This is a genomic window from Streptomyces litmocidini (assembly GCF_014649755.1).
In the GTDB taxonomy this organism is placed as follows: domain Bacteria; phylum Actinomycetota; class Actinomycetes; order Streptomycetales; family Streptomycetaceae; genus Streptomyces; species Streptomyces litmocidini.
This window is the reverse complement of the sequence record NZ_BMTQ01000002.1, coordinates 438,065-462,642: the sequence shown is the minus strand read 5'-3', so window position 1 is coordinate 462,642 and position 24,578 is coordinate 438,065. Positions and strand designations below refer to the sequence as shown.

Annotated in this window: 23 protein-coding genes and 1 tRNA gene; 12 read left to right on the top strand and 12 right to left on the bottom strand. The window is 70.5% G+C overall.

Features of this window, described 5'->3' with window-relative positions; genetic code table 11:
• Positions 1-106: 106 nt before the first annotated feature.
• Positions 107-1,285, top strand: a complete 1,179-nt coding sequence (locus IE180_RS05475) for a pyridoxal phosphate-dependent aminotransferase (RefSeq protein WP_190155588.1) — start codon at positions 107-109, stop codon at positions 1,283-1,285.
• Between the two features lie 106 nt (positions 1,286-1,391).
• Here IE180_RS05475 and IE180_RS05470 read toward each other — a convergent pair whose 3' ends face one another.
• Together IE180_RS05470 and clpB are read right to left on the bottom strand one after the other, a co-directional pair.
• Positions 1,392-1,940, bottom strand: a complete 549-nt coding sequence (locus IE180_RS05470; RefSeq protein WP_190155587.1) for a type III secretion system chaperone family protein — start codon at positions 1,938-1,940, stop codon at positions 1,392-1,394.
• 561 nt (positions 1,941-2,501) lie between these two features.
• On the bottom strand, positions 2,502-5,093 hold the full coding sequence (clpB, locus tag IE180_RS05465; RefSeq protein ID WP_190155586.1) for an ATP-dependent chaperone ClpB: 2,592 nt from the start codon (positions 5,091-5,093) through the stop codon (positions 2,502-2,504).
• Between the two features lie 122 nt (positions 5,094-5,215).
• Between clpB and IE180_RS05460 the strand changes: the two genes are divergently transcribed.
• Positions 5,216-5,620 carry a pyridoxamine 5'-phosphate oxidase family protein gene (locus IE180_RS05460; RefSeq protein WP_190155585.1) on the top strand — a complete coding sequence of 135 codons (405 nt, stop codon included), beginning with the start codon at positions 5,216-5,218 and terminating at the stop codon, positions 5,618-5,620.
• A gap of 126 nt (positions 5,621-5,746) precedes the next feature.
• Here IE180_RS05460 and IE180_RS05455 read toward each other — a convergent pair whose 3' ends face one another.
• Positions 5,747-6,064 carry a Rieske (2Fe-2S) protein gene (locus IE180_RS05455; RefSeq protein WP_041129982.1) on the bottom strand — a complete coding sequence of 106 codons (318 nt, stop codon included), beginning with the start codon at positions 6,062-6,064 and terminating at the stop codon, positions 5,747-5,749.
• A gap of 7 nt (positions 6,065-6,071) precedes the next feature.
• A complete protein-coding gene (locus tag IE180_RS05450; protein ID WP_190155584.1) occupies positions 6,072-6,281 on the bottom strand; it encodes a hypothetical protein in 210 nt (69 codons plus the stop codon).
• Positions 6,282-6,417: 136 nt separating this feature from the next.
• On the opposite strand from IE180_RS05450, the gene IE180_RS05445 reads away from it, so the two are divergent.
• Positions 6,418-7,398 (top strand): helix-turn-helix domain-containing protein, encoded by a 981-nt coding sequence (locus tag IE180_RS05445; RefSeq protein WP_190155583.1) that lies wholly within the window; start codon positions 6,418-6,420, stop codon positions 7,396-7,398.
• Positions 7,399-7,571: 173 nt separating this feature from the next.
• Here the strand turns inward: IE180_RS05445 and IE180_RS05440 are convergent, their stop codons facing one another.
• The 4 genes from IE180_RS05440 to dnaK are packed head-to-tail and all read right to left on the bottom strand — an operon-like array spanning position 7,572 to position 11,711.
• Positions 7,572-8,036, bottom strand: a complete 465-nt coding sequence (locus IE180_RS05440; protein ID WP_190155582.1) for a heat shock protein transcriptional repressor HspR — start codon at positions 8,034-8,036, stop codon at positions 7,572-7,574.
• Positions 8,037-8,040: 4 nt separating this feature from the next.
• Positions 8,041-9,210, bottom strand: a complete 1,170-nt coding sequence (gene dnaJ, locus IE180_RS05435; RefSeq protein WP_190155581.1) for a molecular chaperone DnaJ — start codon at positions 9,208-9,210, stop codon at positions 8,041-8,043.
• Between the two features lie 33 nt (positions 9,211-9,243).
• Positions 9,244-9,870 (bottom strand): nucleotide exchange factor GrpE, encoded by a 627-nt coding sequence (gene grpE, locus IE180_RS05430; protein WP_190155580.1) that lies wholly within the window; start codon positions 9,868-9,870, stop codon positions 9,244-9,246.
• Entirely contained in the window at positions 9,870-11,711 is a 1,842-nt protein-coding gene (gene dnaK / locus IE180_RS05425; protein WP_190155579.1) for a molecular chaperone DnaK, read from the bottom strand. Before dnaK ends, grpE begins: the two co-directional genes overlap by 1 nt.
• 203 nt (positions 11,712-11,914) lie before the next feature.
• Between dnaK and IE180_RS05420 the strand changes: the two genes are divergently transcribed.
• From IE180_RS05420 to IE180_RS37090, 4 genes are all read left to right on the top strand, one after another.
• The gene (locus IE180_RS05420; RefSeq protein WP_190155578.1) at positions 11,915-12,571 is read left to right on the top strand and encodes a sugar transferase; all 657 of its coding nucleotides are present in this window, start codon (positions 11,915-11,917) and stop codon (positions 12,569-12,571) included.
• A gap of 107 nt (positions 12,572-12,678) precedes the next feature.
• Positions 12,679-14,937 (top strand): (Fe-S)-binding protein, encoded by a 2,259-nt coding sequence (locus tag IE180_RS05415; RefSeq protein ID WP_190155577.1) that lies wholly within the window; start codon positions 12,679-12,681, stop codon positions 14,935-14,937.
• 163 nt (positions 14,938-15,100) lie between these two features.
• Positions 15,101-15,952 carry a Yip1 family protein gene (locus IE180_RS05410; protein ID WP_229860302.1) on the top strand — a complete coding sequence of 284 codons (852 nt, stop codon included), beginning with the start codon at positions 15,101-15,103 and terminating at the stop codon, positions 15,950-15,952.
• Between the two features lie 345 nt (positions 15,953-16,297).
• On the top strand, positions 16,298-16,429 hold the full coding sequence (locus IE180_RS37090) for a hypothetical protein (protein WP_268255429.1): 132 nt from the start codon (positions 16,298-16,300) through the stop codon (positions 16,427-16,429).
• A gap of 100 nt (positions 16,430-16,529) precedes the next feature.
• On the opposite strand, the gene IE180_RS05405 is transcribed toward IE180_RS37090, so the two are convergent.
• Both IE180_RS05405 and dcd read right to left on the bottom strand, forming a co-directional pair.
• Positions 16,530-17,027: a phosphoribosyltransferase gene (locus tag IE180_RS05405; protein WP_190155575.1), complete on the bottom strand. Its 498-nt coding sequence runs from the start codon at positions 17,025-17,027 to the stop codon at positions 16,530-16,532.
• A gap of 13 nt (positions 17,028-17,040) precedes the next feature.
• Positions 17,041-17,616 (bottom strand): dCTP deaminase, encoded by a 576-nt coding sequence (dcd, locus tag IE180_RS05400; RefSeq protein WP_030690788.1) that lies wholly within the window; start codon positions 17,614-17,616, stop codon positions 17,041-17,043.
• Between the two features lie 417 nt (positions 17,617-18,033).
• Between dcd and IE180_RS05395 the strand changes: the two genes are divergently transcribed.
• A tRNA-Gly gene (locus tag IE180_RS05395) sits at positions 18,034-18,104 on the top strand.
• A 151-nt stretch (positions 18,105-18,255) separates the two neighbouring features.
• Here the strand turns inward: IE180_RS05395 and IE180_RS05390 are convergent.
• The gene (locus IE180_RS05390) at positions 18,256-20,454 is read right to left on the bottom strand and encodes an FG-GAP repeat domain-containing protein (protein WP_229860301.1); all 2,199 of its coding nucleotides are present in this window, start codon (positions 20,452-20,454) and stop codon (positions 18,256-18,258) included.
• Between the two features lie 579 nt (positions 20,455-21,033).
• On the opposite strand from IE180_RS05390, the gene IE180_RS05385 reads away from it, so the two are divergent.
• Positions 21,034-21,582 carry a GNAT family N-acetyltransferase gene (locus IE180_RS05385; protein WP_190155573.1) on the top strand — a complete coding sequence of 183 codons (549 nt, stop codon included), beginning with the start codon at positions 21,034-21,036 and terminating at the stop codon, positions 21,580-21,582.
• A 498-nt stretch (positions 21,583-22,080) separates the two neighbouring features.
• On the opposite strand, the gene IE180_RS05380 is transcribed toward IE180_RS05385, so the two are convergent.
• On the bottom strand, positions 22,081-22,572 hold the full coding sequence (locus IE180_RS05380; protein ID WP_190155572.1) for a DUF5994 family protein: 492 nt from the start codon (positions 22,570-22,572) through the stop codon (positions 22,081-22,083).
• Between the two features lie 242 nt (positions 22,573-22,814).
• Here IE180_RS05380 and IE180_RS05375 point away from each other — a divergent pair, with 242 nt between their 5' ends.
• The 3 genes from IE180_RS05375 (at position 22,815) to IE180_RS05365 (ending at position 24,562) form a co-directional block, all read left to right on the top strand.
• Entirely contained in the window at positions 22,815-23,081 is a 267-nt protein-coding gene (locus IE180_RS05375; RefSeq protein ID WP_190155571.1) for a hypothetical protein, read from the top strand.
• Between the two features lie 233 nt (positions 23,082-23,314).
• Positions 23,315-23,887, top strand: a complete 573-nt coding sequence (locus IE180_RS05370) for a DUF5994 family protein (protein WP_190155570.1) — start codon at positions 23,315-23,317, stop codon at positions 23,885-23,887.
• Between the two features lie 471 nt (positions 23,888-24,358).
• Complete coding sequence (locus IE180_RS05365; RefSeq protein ID WP_030694010.1) at positions 24,359-24,562, top strand: cold-shock protein; 204 nt, start codon at positions 24,359-24,361, stop codon at positions 24,560-24,562.
• Positions 24,563-24,578 lie beyond the last annotated feature (16 nt).

Below are 24,578 nucleotides of genomic sequence, written 5' to 3'. Positions count from 1 at the left end.
ACGACCGCGATCCCGGCGATGAAGAATGCGATGTTCATGCCAGGGCGATCCCCGTCCCGGGCGCGCCCCAAAGCGCACTTGAGCAAGTCCAGAGCTTGGCCCCAGGATGGCGGTCATGACACGACCGCTGCTCAATCGCCGCCTCGCCGAGTTCGGGACGACGATCTTCGCCGAGATGTCCGCGCTCGCCGCCAGGACCGGGGCGATCAACCTCGGTCAGGGCTTCCCCGACACCGACGGCCCGGAGGAGATCCGGGAGGCGGCGGTCCGCGCGCTGCGGGACGGCCGGGGCAACCAGTACCCGCCCGGCCCCGGCGTCCCCGAGCTGCGCTCGGCGATCGCCGACCACCAGCGGGATCGGTACGGCCTCGCGTACGACCCCGACACCGAGGTCCTCGTCACCGCCGGCGCCACCGAGGCCATCGCGGCGGCCCTCCTCGCCCTGGTCGAGCCGGGCGACGAGGTGATCGCCCTGGAGCCGTACTACGACTCGTACGCCGCCTGCATCGCGATGGCCGGCGGCACCAGGGTCCCCGTCACCCTCCGCCCCCACGAGGGCGCCTACGTCCTCGACCTCGACGAGCTGCGGGCCGCCGTCACCGACCGCACCCGGCTGATCCTGCTCAACACCCCGCACAACCCCACCGGCACGGTCCTCACCCGGGCCGAACTGACCGCCGTCGCCGAGCTGGCGGTCGAACGGGACCTGCTGGTCGTCACGGACGAGGTGTACGAGCACCTGGTCTTCGACGGGGCCGAACACCTGCCGATCGCGAGCCTCCCCGGCATGCGGGAGCGCACGGTCACCATCGGTTCGAGCGGCAAGACGTTCTCGTTCACGGGCTGGAAGGTCGGCTGGATCACGGCGAGCCCCGGACTCACCTCCGCCGTCCGCTCGGCCAAGCAGTTCCTCACGTACGTCTCCTCGGGCCCCTTCCAGTACGCGATCGCCGAGGCCCTCCGCCTCCCCGCCGCCTACTTCGACGGCCTGCGCGCCGACCTGCGCGCCAAGCGGGACCTGCTGAGCGAGGGCCTCGTCCGGGCGGGCTTCGAGGTCTACCGCCCGTCCGGCACCTACTTCGTCACCACCGACATCCGCCCCCTCGGCGCCACCGACGGCTTCGCCTTCTGCCGCTCCCTCCCGGAGCGCGCGGGCGTCGTCGCCATCCCCAACGCGGTCTTCTACGACCACCGCGAGGAGGGCGCCCCCTTCGTCCGCTTCGCCTTCTGCAAGAAGACCGAGGTCCTGGAGGAGGCCGTCTCCCGCCTCAAGCGCCTCGCCTGAGCCGGCACGCCCGGAACCGGGCCGGCCCGCACCGGAACGCGCGAGAGCCCGGATCCCCTCGCAGGGGTCCGGGCTCTCGCGGGCGTCCGGCGCGGGACGGGGAGGCTCAGGCCTCCTCGTCGCCGCCCTCGGCGCCCTCGGCCTTGGCCTCCGGGGACTCCAGGCCGAACTGCTCGACGATCCACTTGTCGAACTCGATCGACGCGCGGACCCAGCTGACCGTGGAGGACACGAAGTGCTCCAGGGCGACGCCGGTGCCGATCAGCATCTGGGCCTCACCGATGAGGCGGAGGGTGGCGGAGCCGTCCTCCTCCTCGTGCAGGTGGGTGTAGACCTTGGGCCACAGGGTGCGGCGGTTCCAGTCGTCGATCGCGTCGAGGATCTTCGCGCGGTCGTCGGCCGAGTGCGGGCGGTCGTAGAACGTCCGCACCGAGAAGACCTGCTGCTCGGCCTCGCCGCGGAACATGAAGTACGTGCGGAACTCCTCCCACGGCGCCGCGAGGTCACCCTCGTCGTCGACGACGTACTTGAGTTCCATCTGCTCGAGGAGCTGCTTGACGAGGTCCTGGTCGGGGACGACGGGGCCCGCCGGTCCTGCTGCCTGAGGCTGGGGCTGGCCCCCGAAATTCGGAATCGAGGACGGGTCGATGCTCACCGTGTATTTCCCTTCGTACGGATGCTCGCCATCCTCCCCCATGGCGGGCGGTGCGTGGCAAGCCCCGCCGGTCCGGAAGAGGCAAGATCCGCTGCCGGCTGACACGATCTCGTCCTCATGGGGGACACGGAGAAGGAATCCCGGTGGCGGATCCGGCTCGTCGTGGGGCCCGTGGTGCTCCGCGGACCCCCCGTCGTGTTCCTGGCCTGGGACGCCCGCTCCCCCACCGGGGGCAGCAGGACGCAGCCGGTGGACCGCGGCGAGGCGATGGGGTTCGCCCGCGGCAGGCTTCCGGCGGACGCCGGGGGCGCCCGGTGCACCGGGACGCACCGGCAGGACCCGTACATCACGGTGGACTTCCGCATGCCGCGCGCCGGGGTCACCGACTGGCTGGAAACCACCTGTCCGGGCGGCAGGCCGCCCCTCTCCCGCGAGGGGGACCTGCGCCCGGACGCGGACTTCGGCCAGGCGCTCCACGTCGACGTGGAGGTGGTGGACGAGGACGGCGGCACCGCCCTCGTCCGCCTCGGCCCCTTCGACGCGCGGCCCCGCCGGGGACGGCTACCGGGCCGCCCCGACGATCAGGCCGTCCTCGAAGCGGTCCACCCGGACCGTGTCGCCGTCCACGACCTCGCCCGCCAGGATCTCCTTGGCGAGCCGGTCGCCGATCGCCGTCTGGATCAGGCGGCGCAGCGGCCGTGCGCCGTACGCGGGGTCGTTGCCCTCCTCGGCGAGCCACTCCAGGGCCTCCGGGGTGACGTCCAGGGCGAGGCGCCGGTCGGCGAGGCGCTTGGCGAGCCGGTCGATCTGGAGCTGCGCGATCCGCCCCAGCTCGGTCCGGTCGAGCGCGGAGAAGACGACCAGGTCGTCCAGCCGGTTGAGGAACTCGGGCTTGAAGCTCGCCCGCACGACCTCCAGGACCTGCTCCTTCTTCACCTCCTCCGAGGTCAGCGGCTCGACCAGGTACTGGCTGCCGAGGTTCGAGGTCAGGATCAGGATGGTGTTGCGGAAGTCCACCGTCCGGCCCTGCCCGTCGGTCAGGCGCCCGTCGTCCAGGACCTGGAGCAGGACGTCGAAGACCTCCGGGTGCGCCTTCTCCACCTCGTCGAGCAGGACCACGCTGTACGGGCGGCGGCGGACCGCCTCCGTGAGCTGGCCGCCCTCCTCGTAGCCGACGTAACCGGGAGGCGCGCCGACCAGACGGGCGACGGAGTGCTTCTCGCCGTACTCCGACATGTCGATGCGGACCATGGCCCGCTCGTCGTCGAAGAGGAAGTCGGCGAGCGCCTTCGCCAGCTCGGTCTTGCCGACGCCGGTCGGGCCGAGGAAGAGGAAGGAGCCGGTGGGCCGGTCGGGGTCGGCGATCCCGGCGCGGGTGCGGCGCACCGCGTCGGAGACGGCCTGCACGGCCTCGGACTGGCCGATCAGCCGCTTGCCGAGCTCAGCCTCCATGCGGAGCAGCTTCTGCGTCTCGCCCTCCAGGAGGCGGCCGGCGGGGATGCCGGTCCAGGCGCCGACCACGTCCGCGATGTCGTCGGGGCCGACCTCGTCCTTGACCATGGTGTCCTTGGAGGCCTCCTGCTGGGCCTCCGCCTCGGTGGCGGCCTCCAGCTCCCGCTCCAGGCCCGGGATCTCCCCGTACAGCAGCTTGGAGGCGGTGTCGAAGTCGCCGTCGCGCTGGGCGCGCTCGGCGCGGCCGCGGGTCTCGTCGAGGCGCTCCTTCAGCTCGCCGACCCGGTTGAGGGACTGCTTCTCCTTCTCCCAGCGGGCGGTGAGGCCGCGCAGCTCCTCCTCGCGGTCGGCGAGGTCGCGCCGCAGCTTCTCCAGGCGCTGCTTGCTGGCCGCGTCCGTCTCGTTCTTCAGGGCCAGCTCCTCCATGCGGAGCCGGTCCACGGAGCGCTGGAGCTCGTCGATCTCGACGGGCGAGGAGTCGATCTCCATGCGGAGCCGGGAGGCGGCCTCGTCGACGAGGTCGATGGCCTTGTCGGGGAGGAAGCGGGAGGTGATGTACCGGTCGGAGAGGGTCGCGGCGGCCACCAGGGCGGAGTCGTTGATCTGCACCTTGTGGTGGGCCTCGTACCGGCCCTTGAGCCCGCGGAGGATCGCGATGGTGTCCTCGACGGTCGGCTCGGCGACCAGGACCTGCTGGAAGCGGCGCTCCAGGGCGGGGTCCTTCTCGATCCGCTCGCGGTACTCGTCGAGGGTGGTCGCGCCGACCATCCGGAGCTCGCCGCGGGCCAGCATCGGCTTGAGCATGTTGCCGGCGTCCATGGCGGAGTCGCCGCCGGCGCCCGCGCCGACGACCGTGTGCAGCTCGTCGATGAAGGTGATGATCTGGCCGTCGCTGTCCTTGATCTCGGAGAGGACGGTCTTCAGGCGCTCCTCGAACTCGCCGCGGTACTTCGCGCCGGCGACCATCGCGCCGAGGTCGAGCGAGACGAGCCGCTTGTCCTTCAGGGACTCGGGGACGTCGCCCTTCACGATCCGCTGGGCGAGGCCCTCGACGACGGCGGTCTTGCCGACGCCGGGCTCGCCGATGAGGACGGGGTTGTTCTTGGTGCGGCGGGACAGCACCTGGACGACGCGCCGGATCTCGTGGTCGCGGCCGATGACCGGGTCCAGCTTGCCCTCGCGCGCGGCGGCGGTGAAGTCGGTGCCGAACTTCTCCAGCGCCTTGTACTGCCCCTCCGGGTCGGGAGTGGTCACCCGGCGTCCTCCCCTGCTCGTCTCGAAGGCGTCGAGCAGCTTCTTCGCGCTCGCGCCCTGCCGGTCGAGGATCTCACCGGCCTGGCCGCCCTTGGCGGCGATCCCGATGAGCAGGTGCTCGGTCGAGAGGAAGTCGTCGCCGAGCTCCTCGGCGCGCTTGTCGGCGTCCGCGAGGACGGCGAGGAAGTCGCGGTTGGGCTGCGGGGGCGCGACCGTGGACCCCGTGACGCTCGGCAGGCCGGCGAGCAGCCGCTCGGTGCCGGAGCGCACGGCCGCCTGGTCGGCCCCGGCGGCGGCGAGCAGGTCGGTGATGTTCTCGTTGTCCTGACCGGTCAGCAGCGCGAGCAGCAGATGGGCGGGGGTCAGGTCGGCGTGTCCGTCCGACACGGCGCGGCTGCTCGCCGCGTTGATCGCGTCCCGGCTCCTGTTGGTCAGTTCGGCGTCCACGTCCGGTGCTCCTTCTGGGTTCTCGTGGGTCCTCTCCTTCTATGACCTCTCCAGGGTACACAAAGTTGAGTCGACTCCGCTCAAGGTGTCGGAGGGGGCCCTCCCGCGGGTAGTTTCCGGGCATGGCCACAGACCCCAGGAACCCCTCCGACTCGTACCTGAGCTTCTGGCGCGAGTACCACATGTGCACCCTGACCACCCCGCGCCCGGACGGCACGCCGCACGTCGTCGCGGTCGGCGTCACGTACGACCCCGAGGGCGGGTACGCGCGCGTGATCACCAACAAGAACAGCCGGAAGGTCGCCAACGTCCTGGCGGCGGGCGCGGACGGCGCGCGGGTCGCGGTCTGCCAGGTCGACAAGGGGCGCTGGGCCACCCTGGAGGGCATCGCCCACATCCGCACGGAGGCCGAGGCGGTCGCGGACGCCGTCGCCCGCTACGCCGAGCGCTACGGCCGCACGCCGACCCCGAACCCGGACCGGGTCGTCATCGAGATCGCCCTCACCCGGGCGATGGGCCGCGCCTGACCGCCTCGCGCGGGCGGGGAGGAGCGCGGGCGGGAAAAGCACAGCGGCGCCATCGCGTTTCAGGTCCGCGATGGCGCCGCTGTGTGGGGGAAGTGCCGGAGCGATCTACAACGACGGGGGAATCGCTCAGGCACTGCGGGGGGTGGCGGTGATGGCCTCCGGTTCGATCAGCTGGTGGTCCCGCTGATCGAGGTTGACGAAGATCATGCCGTACCGGATGGCACAGCGGATGGGCTGCGGAGCGCCGCGGGGACGGCGCAGGCAGCGGTACGCGCGGACGTCTTCGTCCTGCTCTCGGGCGACGACGATCGGCTCTCCGAAGAGGGTGACCTTCAGCGAGTCGCCACGGTGGGGGATTGCCGTGGCGAGATCGACGAAGTGCCAGCCGGAGCGATAGGCCGAGGCCATCTCCCGGCGGAACCTGGGGTCATCGGGAACATTCATGTCCCGACTAGTTCCAGCCGGGGTCCTGCTGGGGGGCCACGCTCCAGCCCGGGTCATAGACGAGCGTGGCGTCAGCCAGGTGCCAACCAGGGTCGAGCTGAGCGGCCTGCACCTGCGCCGGCTCCGAGTGCCAGCCCGGGTCAAGGGCCACTCCCGCGCCCACTGTGGCGGCCGCGATGAAGGCGAGTCCGGCCGCCGCGCGTATGAGCTTCTTCATCATCACCGAGCAACCTCACTTGAAGGCAACGTCTCTTTTCCAACCCCCGCGAGTAAGACGATGGCTTACTCTCTGCGCCTGCACCACCAAACCCAGGCATCATGTTCCTGAGATGCAGGAGCCTGGGGGTGTACATATGCGGAAACAAGCGGACGAAACAGGTCACCCTCATTCGCACGCCGAACTGTGCGAGGCGGGGTCCGAGCTGTACGCGGCCGCTCTGCGCACCGGGCGAATACCCCGGTCAGAGGCGGTCGAGGCACCCTGCCTCCTCGACCTGTCCCTGCTCCACCCCGACCCCGACGACGCCCAGTGGCTGCGTCCGGTTCCCCCCTCCGCGGCGCTCGCCCAGCTGCTCCAGCCGATCGAACGGGAGATACTCGACCGCCGACGGCGCACCGTCGCCCTGTCGGACGCCTTCGAGCCGTTCATGGCCATCAGCGCCCACGACTCCCCCGCCACCCACGCCATCACCGTCCTCGAGGGCATCGACCGCATCAACTCGACCCTGGACCGCGTCGTGGCCAACTGCCGCCACGAGCTCCTCACCGTCCAGCCGGGCGGCGGACGGCCCGCCCAGGCCCTCAGCGAGGCCCTCGACCGCGTCTCCCCGCTCCTGGGGCGCGGCATCAGCATGCGCACGCTCTACCAGCACACCGCGCGCCACACCGAACTCACGCTGACCTATCTGGAGCACGTCGGCCCCGAGGTCCAGGTCCGCACCCTCGAAGAGATCATCGACCGGCTGATCATCGTGGACCGCGAGGTCGCCTTCATCCCGGCCCGCAGCGACCGCCAGGTCGCCCTGGAGCTGCGCCACCCCGGCCTGGTCGCCTACCTCGGCGGCGTCTTCGACCAGTTCTGGCAGCTGGCGGTGCCGATACGGGAGGAGATCCCGTACGACATCAAGACCGACGGCATCGGCGGCGTCCAGCGCTCCATCGCCCGGCTCCTCGTCGAGGGGCACGTCGACGAGGCCATCGCCCGCCGGCTCGGGATGAACGTGCGGACCTGCCGGGCGCACATCGCCAAGCTCGCCGCCGCCCTCGGCAGCGGCAGCCGCGCGCAGCTCGGCTATCTGATCGCCCAGTCCGGCATCCTCGAACGGGACAGCTGAACGACCCCGGACGCGGCGAGGGCCCCCTCCACCCGGGGTGGAGGGGGCCCTCGCCGTCGCAGAGGCGTCCCGGCCGTCATGGCGGTGCTCCCGCCGTCAGGCGGTGCCCCCGGCCGCCGTAGCGGTGCTCCCGGCCGTCGTAGCGGTGCTCCCGGCCCTCGTGGGGCGAGGAGCTACTCGCCGCGCTGCTTGGGACGCCACACCACGAGGGCGCTCGTCTGCTGGACGTCGGTGTACGGCACCAGGTCCCGGCGGTACGAGGCGTGCACCTGGGCCTCGCGCTGGCGCAGCGTCGCCGCCGCGCCCTCGACCGCCGCCGACAGCTCGGACACCCGGGCCTGGAGCGCCGCGACCTGGTTCTCCAGTTCGATGATCCGCTTGATTCCGGCCAGGTTGATGCCCTCGTCCTGCGACAGCTGCTGCACCTGACGGAGCAGCTCGATGTCACGGGCCGAGTAACGGCGGCCCCGCCCGGCCGTGCGGTCGGGGGAGACCAGGCCGAGGCGGTCGTACTGGCGCAGGGTCTGCGGGTGCAGCCCGGAGAGCTGGGCCGCCACCGAGATGACGTACACCGGCGACTCGTCGGTCAGTTCGAACGCCCTGTTGTTCAGCCCTGGTTGCCGTCGGCGCCCTTCCACCGGGTCACGCTCCCTTCGCGGCCTGGAACAGCTCGGCCCGCGGGTCCTCGGAGGCGGTCGCCTCGCGGAAGGTCTCCAGGGCCTCTCGTGCCTTGTCGTCCAGCTCCTTCGGCACCGCCACCTCGACCGTCACCAGGAGGTCGCCGCGCGTGCCGTCCTTGCGTACGGCGCCCTTGCCCCGGGCGCGCATGGTCCGGCCGTTCGGAGTGCCCGCGGGCAGCTTGAGGGTGACCGCGGGGCCGCCGAGGGTCGGCACCTTGATCTCCCCGCCGAGCGCCGCCTCCGAGAAGGAGACCGGCACCGTGACGGTGAGGTTGTCGTCCCTGCGGCCGAAGACCGGGTGGTCGTCGACGTGCACGACGACGTACAGGTCGCCGTTCTGCCCGCCGCGCTCGCCCGGCGCTCCCTTGCCGCGGAGACGGATCTTCTGGTTGTCGCTGACACCCGCCGGGATGCGGACCTGCATGGTGCGGGAGGACTTGGCCCGCCCGCTGCCCTTGCAGACCTCGCAGGGGTTCTCGGCGATGAGGCCGCGGCCCTTGCAGTCCACGCACGGGTCGGTGAGCGAGAAGCCGCCGCCGCTGCCGCGGGAGACCTGCCCGGTGCCGACGCAGGTCGGGCACACCCGGGGCGTGCCGTTCTTGTCGCCGGTGCCCGAGCACGCCGTGCACGGCTGCTGGCTGGACATCCGCAGCGGCACGGTCGCGCCCTCGATGGCCTCGGTGAAGCTGAGCGTCACCTCGGACTCGATGTCCTGACCGCGCCTCGGCTGGGTGCGGCCGGCGCCCCCGCCGCGGTTGAACAGTCCACCGAAGACGTCGCCGAGCCCTCCGCCGCCGAAGCCGCCCGCCCCGCCCTGGGCGCCTCCGAAGAGGTCGCCCAGGTCGAAGTTGAACGAACCTCCGGCGCCCGGGCCGCCGGCTCTGAAACCGCCGTTCCCGAAGAGGGCGCGGGCGTCGTCGTACTCCTTGCGCTTCTTGGGGTCGCCGAGGACGTCGTTCGCCTCGGAGATCTCCTTGAAGCGCGCCTCGGCGCTCGCGTCACCCTTGTTGGCGTCCGGATGGTTCTCGCGGGCGAGCTTCCGGTACGCCTTCTTGATCTCGGCCTCGGTGGCGTCCTTGGGGACGCCGAGAACCTTGTAGTAGTCCTTCTCGACGAAGTCCTTCGTGCTCATCGACGTCCCTCCTCCCGCGCGCGGGTACGGCTGTTACTCGCTGTCCTTCTCGGAGTCATCCGACTCCTCCGCCTTCGCCTGCGCGCCCGGCTGGGGCTCGGCGACGGCCACACGGGCGGGCCGGATGGTCCGCTCGCCGATCCGATACCCGGGCTGCAGGATCGCCACGCAGGTCGTCTCGGTGACGTCCGGCGCGTACGAGTGCATCAGGGCCTCGTGGATCGTCGGGTCGAAGGGCTCGCCCTCCTTGCCGAACTGCTGCAGACCCATCTTGGCGACGACGGTCTCCAGCGATTCGGCCACCGACTTGAACCCGCCCACGAGTTCGCCGTGGTCACGGGCCCGGCCGACGTCGTCGAGCACGGGCAGGAGTTCGGACAGGAGGCTCGCGACGGCGATCTCCTTGACCGTGACCCGGTCGCGCTCCACGCGGCGGCGGTAGTTCTGGTACTCGGCCTGGAGCCGCTGGAGGTCGCCGGTGCGCTCGGTGAGCGCCGTACGGGCCTGGTCCAGCTGCGCCAGCAGAGCCACGTCAGTGACGTCCCCGGCCGGGGCCGCCCCCTCCGCCCGGTCGGCGGAGTCGGCGGCCTCGGTCTCCTCGGGCGTGCCGTCGGAGGGGACGTCGGGCTTCTCCTCGAAGCCCGGGGTCTCCTCCGGCATCAGGCAGCGCCACCCTTCGGCTTGTCCTCGTCGACGATCTCGGCGTCGACGACGTCGTCGTCCTGGGCCTGGGCCTGACCGGCGTCGCCGCCGGCGGCCTGAGCGGCCTGGGCGTCGGCGTAGAGCGCCTGGCCGAGCTTCTGCGAGACGGCCGCGACCTTCTCGGTGGCGGTGCGGATCTCGGCGGTGTCCTCGCCCTTGAGCTTCTCCTTCAGCTCGCCGAGCGCGGCCTCGACCTCGGCCTTGACGTCACCGGGGACCTTGTCCTCGTTGTCCTTGAGGAACTTCTCCGTCTGGTAGACGAGCTGCTCGCCCTGGTTGCGGGACTCGGCGGCCTCGCGGCGGCGGTGGTCCTCCTCCGCGTACTGCTCGGCCTCCTGGCGCATCCGGTCGACCTCGTCCTTCGGCAGCGAGGAGCCGCCGGTGACGGTCATCTTCTGCTCCTTGCCCGTGCCCAGGTCCTTCGCGGTCACGTGCATGATGCCGTTGGCGTCGATGTCGAAGGCGACCTCGATCTGCGGGACGCCGCGCGGGGCCGGCGGCAGGCCGGTCAGCTCGAACATGCCGAGCTTCTTGTTGTACGCCGCGATCTCGCGCTCGCCCTGGTAGACCTGGATCTGCACGGACGGCTGGTTGTCCTCGGCCGTCGTGAAGATCTCGGACCGCTTGGTCGGGATCGTGGTGTTGCGCTCGATGAGCTTGGTCATGATGCCGCCCTTGGTCTCGATGCCCAGGGACAGCGGGGTCACGTCGAGGAGCAGGACGTCCTTGACCTCGCCCTTGAGGACACCGGCCTGGAGCGCGGCGCCGATGGCGACGACCTCGTCCGGGTTGACGCCCTTGTTGGCCTCCTGGCCGCCGGTCAGCTCCTTGACGAGCTCGGCGACGGCCGGCATGCGGGTCGAGCCACCGACGAGGACGACGTGGTCGATCTCGGAGAGCTGGATGCCCGCGTCCTTGATGACGTTGTGGAACGGCACCTTGCAGCGCTCGAGCAGGTCGGAGGTGAGCTGCTGGAACTGGGCGCGCGTGAGCTTCTCGTCCAGGTGCAGCGGGCCCTCGGCGGAGGCCGTGATGTAGGGCAGGTTGATCGTGGTCTCGGTCGAGGACGAGAGCTCGATCTTCGCCTTCTCGGCGGCCTCGCGCAGACGCTGGAGGGCCATCTTGTCCTTGGCCAGGTCCACGCCGTGGCCGTTCTGGAACTGCGTCACCAGGTAGTCGACGACGCGCTGGTCCCAGTCGTCACCACCGAGGTGGTTGTCACCGTTGGTGGCCTTCACCTCGACGACGCCGTCGCCGATCTCCAGGAGGGACACGTCGAAGGTGCCGCCACCGAGGTCGAAGACGAGGATCGTCTGGTCGTCCTTGTCGAGGCCGTAGGCCAGGGCGGCGGCGGTCGGCTCGTTGACGATGCGCAGGACGTTGAGGCCCGCGATCTCACCGGCCTCCTTGGTGGCCTGGCGCTCGGAGTCGTTGAAGTACGCCGGGACGGTGATGACCGCGTCGACGACCTTCTCGCCCAGGTACGCCTCGGCGTCGCGCTTGAGCTTCTGCAGGATGAAGGCGCTCATCTGCTGCGGGTTGAAGGACTTGCCGTCGATGTCGATCTTCCAGTCGGTGCCCATGTGGCGCTTGACCGACCGGATGGTCCTGTCGACGTTGGTGACGGCCTGACGCTTGGCCACCTCGCCGACGAGCACCTCGCCGTTCTTCGCGAAGGCGACGACGGACGGCGTGGTCCTGGCGCCCTCGGCGTTGGTGATGACGGTGGGCTCGCCGCCTTCCAGAACGCTGACGACGGAGTTAGTCGTGCCCAGGTCGATGCCGACCGCACGTGCCATTTCGATTCCTCCAGCTGACTGACTTGAGTGGAACTGACTCAAGGATGCACGAGGAACCGAACCACGTCAACAGACCTGAGTCGAGCAGACTCAACTCTTCGTCGGCTGTGACGCTCAATCGGCGCGTCGCTCCCGCCTTTCGCCCCGATTTCCATGAGAGAGTCCGGACATATACCAGGATTACCGCCGGAGGGTGTGACCGCATGACGGCGAGGCCCGCGACGACGGCGAAGCACGTGGTGGCGACGGAGCGCGTGGTGGCGACGGGGTGTCCGACGCCGACGGGGCGCGTGGTGACGACGGCGGAGCGTCCGACGCCGACCGAGCACGTGGTGACGACGGCGGAGCGTCCGACGCCGGCGGGGCGCGCGACGGCGGCGAAGCGCGCCTTCGACGTGGCGGGCGGGACGCTCCTGCTCCTCGTCCTCTCCCCGCTGATCGTCGGCACCGCCCTGTCCGTGGTCCTCGGCGGCGGAGGCGGTACGGGCGGGCTGCTGCGCCGCCGGACGGTGGCCGGCCTGAGGGGGCGGCCCTTCACGATGCTGACCTTCCGCACGAAGAGCCCGCTGGCCGCGCTGCCGCTGCTGCTGCACGTCGTCACGGGCCGGATGTCGCTCGTCGGACCGTGCCCCCTGTCCCCGACCCACCGGGAGTGCGCGGGCGAGGGCGGCCGCCGACTCTCCGTGCGTCCGGGGCTCACCGGGCCGTGGCAGATCAGCGGCCGCTCGGACCTGCCGTGGGAGGAACGCGAACTGCTCGACCTCCACTATGTGGACCACCACTGGCTGGGGATGGACCTGCTGGTCCTTGCGCGTACGCTTCCAGCAGTACGCAGGCGTCGTGCGGCAAGGTTTGCCTGAGCGACACACATCACCGCGAGCGCCGCTACAGCGTGGCGCCGTGACCGGGTAATCTCAGCAGGAACTCAATAAGTTACCGCTTAGTAGGCCCGCCCGAGGAGCCCGTCATGCAACTCGCCGCGATCATCGTGTCGATCGCCATCACGGTGGTGGCCGTCGCGCTGTTCGGCCGCGCCACCGTGCAGATCTACCGCTTCGTGCGGCTCGGTCAGCCGGTCCCCGCCGGCACGCGCACCGGTGACCCCAAGCAGCGCACCATCACGCTGGTCAAGGAATTCCTCGGCCACACGCGCATGAACCGCTGGGGCATCGTCGGCTTCGCGCACTGGTTCGTGGCGGTGGGCTTCTTCTCGCTGCTCCTCACCATCGTGAACGCCTTCGGCCAGCTCTTCCAGGCCGACTGGCTGATCCCGTTCATCGGTGACTGGCTGCCGTACGAGATCTTCACCGAGTTCCTCGGCCTGATGACGGTCCTGGGCATCGTGACCCTCATCGTCATCCGCCAGCTGAGCAAGCCGACCAAGGCGGGCCGCAAGTCCCGCTTCGCCGGTTCCAAGACCGGCCAGGCGTACTTCGTCGAGGCCGTCATCCTGATCGTCGGCGTCTGCATCATGACGCTCCGCGGCCTCGAAGGCGTCCAGCACCACGTGACGAGCTGGGAGCCGGGCTTCTTCGCCTCGTACCCGCTGATCGCGCTGCTCGACGGCCTGGACCTGAGCACGATCCAGTACCTCACCTACTTCTTCGCGTGCCTCAAGATCGTCACGTCCTTCACCTGGATGATCACGGTCTCGCTCAACACCAACATGGGCGTCGCCTGGCACCGCTTCCTCGGCTTCCCGAACATCTGGTTCAAGCGCAACGCCGACGGCTCCACCGCCCTGGGCGCGCTCCAGCCGATGACCACGGCCGGCAAGGAGATCGACTGGGAGGACCCGGCCGAGGACGCCGTCTTCGGCGTCTCCCAGGTCGAGCAGTTCTCCTGGAAGGGCATCCTCGACTTCTCCACCTGCACCGAGTGCGGCCGCTGCCAGTCGCAGTGTCCCGCCTGGAACACCGGCAAGCCCCTCTCCCCCAAGCTCCTCATCATGTCGCTGCGCGACCACGCGCACGCCAAGGCGCCCTACCTGCTCGCGGGCGGCGGCAAGACCATGGAGGGCGACGAGAAGGCCACCGAGGAGCAGCTCAAGGACGTCCCCGCCGCCGCCCTGGCCGAGGCCGAGCGCCCGCTCATCGGCACCGCCGAGGAGAACGGCGTCATCGACCCCGACGTCCTGTGGTCCTGCACCACCTGCGGCGCCTGCGTCGAGCAGTGCCCGGTCGACATCGAGCACATCGACCACATCGTCGACATGCGCCGCTACCAGGTCATGATCGAGTCCGCGTTCCCGTCCGAGGCGGGCACGATGCTCAAGAACCTGGAGAAGAAGGGCAACCCCTGGGGCCTGGCGAAGAAGCAGCGCGTCGAGTGGACCAAGGAGGTCGACTTCGAGGTCCCGATCGTCGGCAAGGACGTCGAGGACCTCACCGAGGTCGACTACCTCTACTGGGTCGGCTGCGCCGGTGCGCTGGAAGACCGCGCCAAGAAGACGACGAAGGCCTTCGCCGAACTCCTCCACATCGCGGGCGTCAAGTTCGCGATCATGGGCGGCGAGGAGAAGTGCACCGGTGACTCCCCGCGCCGTCTGGGCAACGAGCCGCTGTTCCAGCAGCTCGGCGCCGAGAACGTCGCGATGCTGAACATGGCGTTCGGCGAGGACGACGAGGACGAGTCGACGAAGAAGCCGAAGTCGGCCAAGAAGATCGTCTCGACCTGCCCGCACTGCTTCAACACCATCGCCAACGAGTACCCGCAGCTCGGCGGCGAGTACGAGGTCATCCACCACACCCAGCTGCTCCAGCACCTCATCGACGAGGGCAAGCTGATCCCGGTGACCCCGGTCGAGGGCCTCATCACCTACCACGACCCCTGCTACCTGGGCCGGCACAACAAGGTCTACACGCCGCCGCGCGAGATCATGTCCGCCGTCCCCGGCCTGCGCCAGCAGGAGATGCACCGCCACAAGGAGCGCGGCTTCTGCTGCGGCGCCGGTGGTGCCCGGATGTGGATGGAGGAGCGGATCGGCAAGCGCATCAACAACGAGCGCGTCGACGAGGCCCTGTCCCTCAACCCGGACATCGTCTCCACCGCCTGCCCCTTCTGCCTCGTCATGCTCACGGACTCCGTGAACGGCAAGAAGAACGAGGGCAAGGCCAAGGAGTCCGTCACGGTCGTGGACGTCGCCCAGCTGCTCCTCGACTCGGTGAAGACCCCGGCCGAGCCGGAGGAGGAGCCGGCGGTCGAGGAGCCGGAGCCGGCCGTCTGAGGCCGGTCGCCCGACGGAAGGGGCCGCCCCGCGCTGCTGGAAGCGCGGGGCGGCCCCTTCGCCGTGGCTCCCGGCCGCGCACGCCCCCCGGGGGATGTCACAGCTCCGTGGCAAGGACGGGCCCGGGGCACGACCACACGAAGAAAGCGGGTACGTTCGAGACGTGGCTGGATTCAGGAACGGACGCGGCCGGGACAACCGCCCCCCGCAACAACGACCGCAGCAGGCGCCGTACGGGTACGACGCGGCCCCGCCGCCCTACCCGCAGCAGCAGTGGCAGCAACCGCCCCAGGGGCAGCCGTACGGGCAGCAGGGGCGGGCCTACGAGGAGCCTGAGTACTTCGGCGACCCGCAGAACCACCACCAGCAGCACGCGGCGGCGAACAACCCGGGCCACACCCAGATGTTCAGCGTCGACGACCCGTACGGCCACGCCGCGACGTACGACGCGGGCGCGGCCCCCGTGCCGACGGGCCCCCGGCTCCCCTGGCAGCAGCTCCTGACCGGCATCGCGCTCCGCCCGGCGGCCACGTTCCTGCGGATGCGGGACCACGCCGTCTGGGGCCCGGCGCTGATCGTCACGTTCCTCTACGGCCTCCTCGCGATCTTCGGATTCGACCAGGCCCGCGAAGAGGCGCTCAACGCGACGATCTCCAGCACGATCCCGTACGTCCTGATGACGGCCCTCGGCTTCGTGCTCGGCGGACTGATCCTGGGCGCGGTCACCCACACCCTCGCGCGCCAGCTGGGCGGCGACGGCGCCTGGCAGCCTACCGTCGGCCTCTCGATGCTGATCATGTCGATCACCGACGCGCCGCGCCTGGTCTTCGCGCTCTTCCTGGGCGGCGAGAACGGCCTGGTGCAGGTCCTCGGCTGGGCCACCTGGCTGGCGCTGGGCGCGCTCCTCACCGTGATGGTGAGCCGCTCCCACGACCTGCCGTGGCCGAAGGCGCTGGGCGCGTCGGCGATCCAGCTGGTGGCGCTGCTGAGCCTGATCAAGCTGGGCACGCTGTAGCGGTCGCCCACGGACCTGGAGGAGCCCCCGTCGCCTGCGACGGGGGCTCCTCCTCTTGCTCGGCAAGTACCGGTCACCGGCCATGAATGACGGTAAGAAGCCATTCCGGGTGCCGCCCTCGCCCATGGCGTTGACATGGACGCAATCACGCGACCAAGATCGACCCCGCTCCACCGCATGGACTCATTCTCAACGCATTCGAGCTCGTCTCATTCGAGGGGTTGTATGTCCGGCAAGATTTCTCGCATTGCGGTTTTCGCGGCCGCGCTCGCCGCTTTCGGGATACCGGGAGCTCTGTCGAGCACCGCTTCCGCCGCCACCACGGCGCCCACGTCGACCACGTCGATGCACTTCATCGACTGGTACAGCTCCGAGACGGCGTGCCAGGGCGGCGGCGCGTACTACGTCCGCCACGGCTACTCGTCCTACTACTGCCTGCGCGAGTCCGCGGGCTGGGGTCTCTACGTCTGGGACTGACGTCTCCGCCCGGACACGAGAGGGGGCGGCTCGCATGATTCCGGCGAGCCGCCCCCTCCCTTTTCACGTTTTCGCGCTTTCACGCTTCCACGAAAACCCGTCAGGCGTCGAGGACCTGACCCTCGCGCTTCACGACGGGCGGCTCGACCGACCAGGGGAAGTTGATCCACTCGTCGGTCTTCTTCCACACGTACTCGCACTTCACGAGGGAGTGGGACTTCTCGTAGATGACGGCGGAGCGGACCTCGGCGACGTGGTCGACGCAGAAGTCGTGGACGAGCTTGAGCGTCTTGCCGGTGTCGGCGACGTCGTCGGTGATGAGCACCTTCTTGTCGCTGAAGTCGATCGCGTCCGGGACGGGCGCCAGCATGACCGGCATCTCCAGGGTGGTCCCCACCCCGGTGTAGAACTCCACGTTCACGAGGTGGATGTTCTTGCAGTCGAGGGCGTAGGCCAGACCGCCGGCGACGAAGACGCCGCCGCGGGCGATGGAGAGCACGACGTCGGGCTCGTAGCCGTCGTCGGCGATGGTCTGCGCCAGCTCGCGGACGGCGGTGCCGAAGCCCTCGTACGTCAGGTTCTCGCGTACTTCACTCATGCCTGCGACCGCCTCACACCTGGGTCCGATGGAAGTTCATGTAGGAACGGGAGGCCGTGGGCCCCCGCTGGCCCTGGTACCGCGAGCCGTACCGCTCGCTCCCGTACGGGAACTCGGCGGGCGAGCTCAGCCGGAACATGCAGAGCTGGCCGATCTTCATCCCGGGCCAGAGCTTGATCGGCAGGGTGGCGAGGTTCGACAGCTCCAGGGTCACGTGCCCCGAGAAACCGGGGTCGATGAACCCGGCGGTCGAGTGCGTGACGAGCCCCAGCCGCCCCAGGGAGCTCTTCCCCTCCAGGCGCGACGCGATGTCGTCCGGCAGGGTGATGACCTCGTAGGTCGAGGCGAGCACGAACTCGCCCGGGTGCAGGATGAACGCCTCGTCGCCCTCCGGCTCGACCTCGCGCGTCAGGTCGAGCTGCTCGACGGCGGGGTCGATGTGCGGATAGCGGTGGTTCTCGAACACCCGGAAGAAGCGGTCAAGCCTCACGTCGATGCTCGAGGGCTGCACCATGGATTCGTCGTACGGGTCGATGCGCACCCGTCCGGCATCGATCTCGGCCCGGATGTCCTTGTCTGAGAGAAGCACGCCCCCACGATACGCAGAGGGCGCGGACCTGCCCCAATCGGCAGGCGCCCGCGCCCCGGCACCTCACGGCTCAGCGCCGGCCGGCCTCCACCGGCACCGCATGCCGCAACCGCGCACACCGCGGACACCGGATGAGCCGCCCAGGGCCGATCCGTCCCGCACCGAGCTGCTGAAGCGGGAACGAGGCGGTACTGAACACATGCCCTTCGGCACAACGGACGACGGTGCGCTCCATCGAAGCCATCAAGTCCCTTCCCCTACACATGTGGCGGACGATCAGCCACATTAGGGGATGAAGAGGGTGCCCTCCACGCGGCACTCCGCACCACCGGAACCGTGCCGGAGCCGGGAACTTCGCCTCAAGTGGCACATGGGGTACAGTGTGCAACGATGCGGCAGGGATCATCCGGCCGCTGCGCGGATGTAGTTTAATGGTAGAACATGAGCTTCCCAAGCTTATAGCGCGGGTTCGATTCCCGTCATCCGCTCTTCTGTGAAGCCCCAGGTCAGAGACCTGGGGCTTCGTTGTTGTCCGAGGCGTGAAGTTCGTGGCGATGCGAACGAAAGAGGAGGGCCGCACCCGTACGTGGAGAGGAGGCCGGGTGTTGCGGCGGCCTCCTCCCCACGCGTGCGACGGGGTCAGAACACAAGGTCCGCCGTGTTCGCGTCGACCTGCTCCAGGTACATGACCTCACCGGTCCGGAACGGGACCTTCCAGTCGCCGGTGCTCTTGTACAGCTTCGGCGTCTGGTAGGACGCGCCGAGGCCCATGAGGTCGGGGCGCCCGTCGCCGTCCGCGTCACCGGCGGCGATCAGCGGGCGGAACGCGTTCCAGCCCCCGCCGATCTTCGTGCGGGGCGCGAACGTGCCGTCGCCCTTGCCCAGGTGGAGCCAGAGGACGCCGTCCTCGTCACGGGCGACGAGATCGCCGGCGGGGCCGCCCGCGATGTCGCCGACGGCCGTGATGTCGTTGTAGATCCCCCAACCCGCACCGATCTTCTTACGGGGGAGGAACGGCTTCGTGGCGTCGCCGGTGCCGGTGTAGAGCCAGAGCACACCGGACCTGTCGGTGGCGAGCGCGTCCACGCGGCCGTCATTGGTCAGGTCACTGCCGGACGTGATCTTGTCGTAGACCTGCCAGCCACCACCGATCTGGACCCGGGTGGCGAAGCTGCCGGTGCCCTTGCCCTGGTACAGCCAGAGCACGCCGGACCTGTCGCGGGCCAGGAGGTCCCCGACCGGCGTACCGCCCAGGTTCCCGGCGGCCTCGATCCGGTCGTAGACGCCCCAGCCCGAACCGAGGGAGGTCCTGGCCCCGGCCTCGTTGATGCCGCGCCGCTCGTCGATCGGACGGTAGAAGAGGTCCGTGCGCCACAGGCGTCCGGCGGAGTCCCGGCTGAGCAGGTCGGGACTGCCGTTGTCGTTGAAGTCGTGCGGCTGCGCCTTGCGGACGACCTTGAACGTGCCGCCGGCGGTGACGGCCGGGCCGATGCCGTTGACCGGCTCTCCGGTCAGCTCCCAGGTGTAGTCGCCGTTGGGGACGTCCTCGTCCCAGTTGTTGTCGACCCAGGCGAACGCCGGCGTGCTGCTGCTGGGCACCACGGTCAGGTCGTGGGTCTTCCCGGTCCGCACATGGCGGACGGTGAGCTTCGGGTTCCGCACCTCGCGGGACAGCGTCCACCTGAAGGTGAACCCGTCGACCTGGTCGAGGTCGAGGACCGCCGGGGGCACGGTGGAATCCTTGACGACGACCTCGGTGGGCTCGCCGGTCGCCGCGACCAGCTCGGCCTTCAGGGTGTCGCCGCCCGTGGCCACGATCCGGTACATGCCCTCGCCCTGGCCGAGGAGGCCGCCGCGTGCGTACAGGCTGCCGTCAGGGGCGGACGCGAACTCGTAGGCATGGTCGAGCACCTTCACCGTCGTCCTGGTGGAGACGTTGTAGGCGGTGATGGCGTGGTGGACGCTCGGCTGGACGAAGTTCATCCCGCCCTTCTGCCCGTACAGGACACGGTCGCCGACCAGGCCGACCTGGAGGTTGCCGAGCGACGGCACCGGGGGCACCGGGGCCTCCTGCACGTCGCCGGTCGCCCGGTCCGCGACGAAGACCCGGGGGCCCTGGTCCGTTGCCGAGCCGGAGGTCCAGGCGGTGTGGGTCGCGGAGACCGCCTGTGCGCCGATCCCGGGGGCGCCGGGGGTGAGGACGCCGGTGGCGAGGTCGAGGAGGCCCCACCTGCCCGACCCGTTCTGCGTGAAGGTGACCTTGGCGTGGGCGGGGGTGGCGGGCGTGACCATGACGGAGGCCGCGTCGGCGGGCAGGCCGGTGACCGTCGAGGTGGGGGTCTCGGCGACGTGCTTGCGGAGCACCGTGCCCGCCTCGGTGACGACGGTCGTGAAGACGGCGTCCCCCGCCGCGCCCGCCCACTTCGCGTCACCCGTCAGGGAACCGACGGGGACCTCCAGGGAACCGTTCGTCGTCAGGTTCCGCTGCGTGATCTTGTACGACCCCCGGAAAACCAGGAAGTCGGTCGTCGACGTCGACCGCAGGTACACGGCGCCGTCATACGCCTGCCCGGTGCCGTCCGAGTAGCGCCGGAAGGTCGTGATGCCGGTGTTGGAGGTCGTCAGGAAGCCGGTCACACCGGCCCCGACGAGCCTGCTGCCCCCGGGGTACGCAATCGGGCTCGCGGTCGTCGCCGCGTCCGCCGCAAGCACCCCGCCCAAGGCCGGAGCGGCGTACGCGGGAGCGGCCAGCGTCGTCGCCCCAAGCGTGACGGCGAGAACGGCGGTGACGGCGCCGGCAAGCCGCCGTCGCGTCGAATGGACCAGAGGCACGGGCATTCCTCCCGGAGACATCAGGCGCACCATGCGCCTCACCGGTTGAGACCCCCAAGCAGCCGAATGGTTGTACGCCTCCGGGGTCCGCATCCGGGCCCCGGCAGAACCAGTTGGACGCGACCCCGTACGGCGAAGCCAGGGCGGACGCCGACGGTCGGCAGGGGGCTGGTGGAACCTCGTGTCCCAACCGTGCCCTTCAGGACGGACACCAGCGGTCGACAAGGGTGTCCAAGAGCTTGTGGGACGAGTGCCGCCAGAGCGTGTTTCCGCAGGTCAGGAGCAGGATTATCGAGCTCGGCGACGGTGCTTCCCACGCTTATGGCGCGGGTTCGATTCCCGTCATCCGCTCTTGAACGAACGAGGCCCCAGGTCGGCGGCCTGGGGCTTTCTGTCTCCCGGACGTGCCGGGGGAGGGTGCCCCACGAGTGCCGCGCCGGTTCGCGCGTCCTCGGTCCTCGGGACGGCGTTACGCATCGCAGGCATCCCCACGGGACTCCGAGGGTGAGCGGGGGACCGGCGCGGCGGGTGTTCGCAGGGGACATCGTCGGTTCCAGGGGTTCTGCGGTCGATTACAGTGACGCGATGTTCGAAGGAAAGCTGGTCAAGCTGCGTGCGCTGCGCTCCGAGGACGCGGAGCATCATCTTCGGTGGCGCAACGACCCGGAGGTGGTGCGCTGGGCCACGGCCGGTGACCCGTCTTTCGGCCCGGTCACGGCGGAGGCGGTCGGTCTCGGCTTCGAGACCATGCTGCGCCTGAACCCGAGGGAGTCGGCCGTGTTCACGGTCGAGGACCTGGCGGACGGAACCGTGATCGGCATGGCCGATTACCGGGACCTGGACCCCTACGCGGGCGTGGCCACGCTGGGAGTGACCATCGGCGAGCGGGAGTTCTGGGGCCGCGGCCACGGCAGTGACGCGCTACGGCTGCTCGTGGACCACCTGTTCGGCTCGTACTGCCTCAGCCGGCTGGAACTCGACACCTGGAGCGGCAACGAGCGTGCCGTGCGCGCCTTCACCGGGCTGGGCTTCCGTGAGGAGGGCCGTCGCCGGTCGGCCGTGCTGCTGGACGGGGAGCGCTACGACAGCGTGCTCTTCGGGATGCTCCGCGAGGAGTGGGCGGACTCCGCGTGACGGCGTGGACGATCTCCACGGGCCGCCTGTGAGCGTGCGGGGGAGGGCGCCCAGGACCATGGGGTGACGAACGGCTCGGGCACCCTCGCAACAGCCCTCCACGTGACCACCGACGGTCTGCTGAAGGACCGTCCGGTCCTGGCGCCACGGCGGCCGGCCGCGGCGGTGCGACCCGGCTCACCGACGCCGGACCGGTCGCCCTCGCGATGGCGCAGGCCGTGCTCGGGGGCGCCTCTTAAGCCGAGGGAGCTCTCCGGTGATGCCCGATCGGCCCGGCGCCGCCGGGACCGCCGATGACGACGGCGGTCCGCGGTGGGGCACGGCGGTCCCGCCGGTGCTCCTCCACGCGAGCGCCGCGTGGTGCGCGTGCACGGCCCTCACGGTCCGGGGTGACGGTGGTTCCCCGGCCTGTGGCGCGGGTTCGGTTCCCGTCGTCCGCTCTTCCACGAAGCCCCGGGTCAGCGGCCTGGGGCTTCGCCGTCGTCCGGGGGTGCCGGCCTACGGGCCTGCGGGGTGGGGGAGTTCGGCGAGGAGGATCCCGGTGGCCCGGGTGACGTTGTCGGCACGGACGGCTCGGGCCATGGCGACGCGGGCGGCTTCGGGCGTCGTGTTCGGCGGGACGACCATGAGGGAGAAGTGGTCGTTGTCGCCGCGGGTGATCAGGACGGTGTCGTCGCCGACGGGGAAGGAGTCGAGGTGCACGACCCGGTCGTCGACGACCAGGCGGCTCGGGATGCCGTTCCACGCGGAGGCGTCCAGGCCGACCCGGGTGACGGGGCCGAGGTGCTCGGTCAGGGCGGTGACCAGCGGCGGGAGCTCCTTCTCGACGTCACGCGAGCGCGGCCACCACGCGCCGTCGAGGAGGCTCTGCCGGGACCCCGTCGTCTCCAGCCGGAGCAGCGCCGTGCCGGGGCCGACGGACCGGTGGATCTCGTCCGGCAGGAGGTGCGGAGGTGTGGGGCCGTGGGGGGAAACGCCTGCGTCGGTCATGATCGGTCCGCCCGTCCACGGTGCTTCCGCCGCCGTCCCCCGGTGGCGGCGGGCGCCGGGTCGGCGGGACGGCGGCCCCGTTCCTCCACCGTACTCCGGCAGGGTCCGCGTACGCGCCGCTCCCCGGTGCGGAACCGTCCGGCACCGGCCCCGTCGGACGTACGGTGGACGTACCGGGGCGCGCCCACCCCGCTCGGGCCACCCGCGGGCGCGTCCCCCGGTGCGGAAAGGACGGTGCCGCCTTGGACCGCAACGAACCAGAAGCCCTGCCTCCCCCGGGATACGCGGAGATCCGCGTCGTGGCCGCCACACCGGACACCGCCCGCAGGGTGGCCGACGTCCTCCGCCACTGCTTCGCCGGCGGGGAGCAGCGCAGCTACCCCGCCCCGGGCGGAGGCACCCGCCTCCACCTCACCGTCGACACCGCCCACCCCGCCGAACCGGCCCGGTCCTGGCTGTCCAGCAGTAGGCCCCCGAGCGGCACCGGGCCCCACGCCGAGGAACCCTGACCGGCCCTCCGCCCGGCGGGCACGCGTGGCGGATCCCGCCGCCGGGGACGTCCCGGAAGCAGCCCCGCGGTGCGGCCGGGCCCGGACCAGGCCGTCGGCCCGGCGTCCGCGCCCGGCGCGGAGTACGTTGGAGGTACCGGGGGCACCTCGTACCCCGCCTTCACGCGGATGTCGTTCCCGGCGATCGTTACGCCGGGCCGCCCGCAGGCGTCCCGGGGACGGGTCTCGGCCTCATGACCAGCACGACCGCTCCCACCCGCCGGGCACGCCTGGCACTGACGCCCCCCACCTCCCTCGCCGGCCTGCTGGACGGCGCCTGGTGGCCGTACTCACGCGATCTCGCCGCCGAGCTGCCGCCCCTGGTGGACGCGCTGCGGGGCCGCTGCGGCCGCATCACGCGCATCACCGCGAACCCCGGGCCCTGGCCCCTCTCCCCGTACGAGATCCCCGTCGGCGGACATGCCGTGCACGTCGGCTGGTTCACCGACCTGGACCCCGACACGATGATCCTGCTGTCGTACGACCGCGACCGCTGCGACCTGCTGGTGATTCCCCCCGAGTCCGAACCCGACTCCGCCACGCGCCTGATGGCCGCCGCGTCCGTCCCCGGCAACCTCCACCCCGTGGACGCCCTCATGTCCGACGAGAACGCGACCGGTCGCCGCCTTCGGGAGGCCCGCGCCGGTGAGGACACCTGGGAGACGGAAGGCGGGGCCCACGAACGCCCCCACCCCCGCCCCCACCCCCGCCCCCGCCCCGTCGTCGGAGCGCGCATGATCGCCCTGCCCCGAAGCATGTGGAGGTGAACCCGCCGTCCGTGGAGGTGGACCCGCCGTCCGGAGGGGAGCCCGGCGTCCCCCTTGTGCGCAGTCCCAGGTCGGGCACCCGGGGTTGCCGTCGTCCGGGCCCGCCCGGCCCGCGGACGCGGGCCCCGTCGGCCCGCGGGCACCCAGCCGGCCGACCGCCCGCTTCCGGAACGTTTCCTCCGGAGCGAATGAATACCTGTGCTCGCGGCATGAGGATTTAACCGCCCCCGCTCGGAGAGTTTTTGTCGGCAACACGCAGGGGAAAATATTCGACGCACACGGGCGGCGGCGACGTGCTACTGTCGAAATCAGTTGCAGTTTTGGTACCCAAAGACTCCAGGCGCCTCCCGCCGGCCACGTGCCGCACGGAAGCGCTTTGTATTTCCGGTCATTTTCCGGGCAGGGCATCATCGCGGCGACACGGAGTCCGTACGGTACGGATTCCGGCGTAATGCCCAAAGGAGATATGACATGGCCAGTGGCACCGTGAAGTGGTTCAACGCGGAAAAGGGCTTCGGCTTCATCGAGCAGGACGGTGGCGGCCCCGACGTGTTCGCCCACTTCTCGAACATCGCCGCCCAGGGCTTCCGCGAGCTCCAGGAGGGCCAGAAGGTCTCCTTCGACATCGCGCAGGGCCAGAAGGGCCCGACGGCCGAGAACATCGTTTCGGCCTGACTCTGACGCGTCACAC

What these genes read in the sequence shown, in the direction of transcription:
- IE180_RS05475 (WP_190155588.1), top strand. Translation starts at nt 107, where the DNA reads ATGGCGGTCATGACACGACCGCTGCTCAATCGCCGCCTCGCCGAGTTC.
- IE180_RS05460 (WP_190155585.1), top strand. Translation starts at nt 5,216, where the DNA reads ATGGCCACAGACCCCAGGAACCCCTCCGACTCGTACCTGAGCTTCTGG.
- IE180_RS05455 (WP_041129982.1), bottom strand. Translation starts at nt 6,064, where the DNA reads ATGAATGTTCCCGATGACCCCAGGTTCCGCCGGGAGATGGCCTCGGCC.
- IE180_RS05450 (WP_190155584.1), bottom strand. Translation starts at nt 6,281, where the DNA reads ATGAAGAAGCTCATACGCGCGGCGGCCGGACTCGCCTTCATCGCGGCC.
- IE180_RS05445 (WP_190155583.1), top strand. Translation starts at nt 6,418, where the DNA reads ATGCGGAAACAAGCGGACGAAACAGGTCACCCTCATTCGCACGCCGAA.
- dnaJ (WP_190155581.1), bottom strand. Translation starts at nt 9,210, where the DNA reads ATGAGCACGAAGGACTTCGTCGAGAAGGACTACTACAAGGTTCTCGGC.
- grpE (WP_190155580.1), bottom strand. Translation starts at nt 9,870, where the DNA reads ATGCCGGAGGAGACCCCGGGCTTCGAGGAGAAGCCCGACGTCCCCTCC.
- dnaK (WP_190155579.1), bottom strand. Translation starts at nt 11,711, where the DNA reads ATGGCACGTGCGGTCGGCATCGACCTGGGCACGACTAACTCCGTCGTC.
- IE180_RS05420 (WP_190155578.1), top strand. Translation starts at nt 11,915, where the DNA reads ATGACGGCGAGGCCCGCGACGACGGCGAAGCACGTGGTGGCGACGGAG.
- IE180_RS05415 (WP_190155577.1), top strand. Translation starts at nt 12,679, where the DNA reads ATGCAACTCGCCGCGATCATCGTGTCGATCGCCATCACGGTGGTGGCC.
- IE180_RS37090 (WP_268255429.1), top strand. Translation starts at nt 16,298, where the DNA reads ATGCACTTCATCGACTGGTACAGCTCCGAGACGGCGTGCCAGGGCGGC.
- IE180_RS05405 (WP_190155575.1), bottom strand. Translation starts at nt 17,027, where the DNA reads ATGAGTGAAGTACGCGAGAACCTGACGTACGAGGGCTTCGGCACCGCC.
- IE180_RS05390 (WP_229860301.1), bottom strand. Translation starts at nt 20,454, where the DNA reads ATGCCCGTGCCTCTGGTCCATTCGACGCGACGGCGGCTTGCCGGCGCC.
- IE180_RS05385 (WP_190155573.1), top strand. Translation starts at nt 21,034, where the DNA reads ATGTTCGAAGGAAAGCTGGTCAAGCTGCGTGCGCTGCGCTCCGAGGAC.
- IE180_RS05380 (WP_190155572.1), bottom strand. Translation starts at nt 22,572, where the DNA reads ATGACCGACGCAGGCGTTTCCCCCCACGGCCCCACACCTCCGCACCTC.
- IE180_RS05370 (WP_190155570.1), top strand. Translation starts at nt 23,315, where the DNA reads ATGACCAGCACGACCGCTCCCACCCGCCGGGCACGCCTGGCACTGACG.
- IE180_RS05365 (WP_030694010.1), top strand. Translation starts at nt 24,359, where the DNA reads ATGGCCAGTGGCACCGTGAAGTGGTTCAACGCGGAAAAGGGCTTCGGC.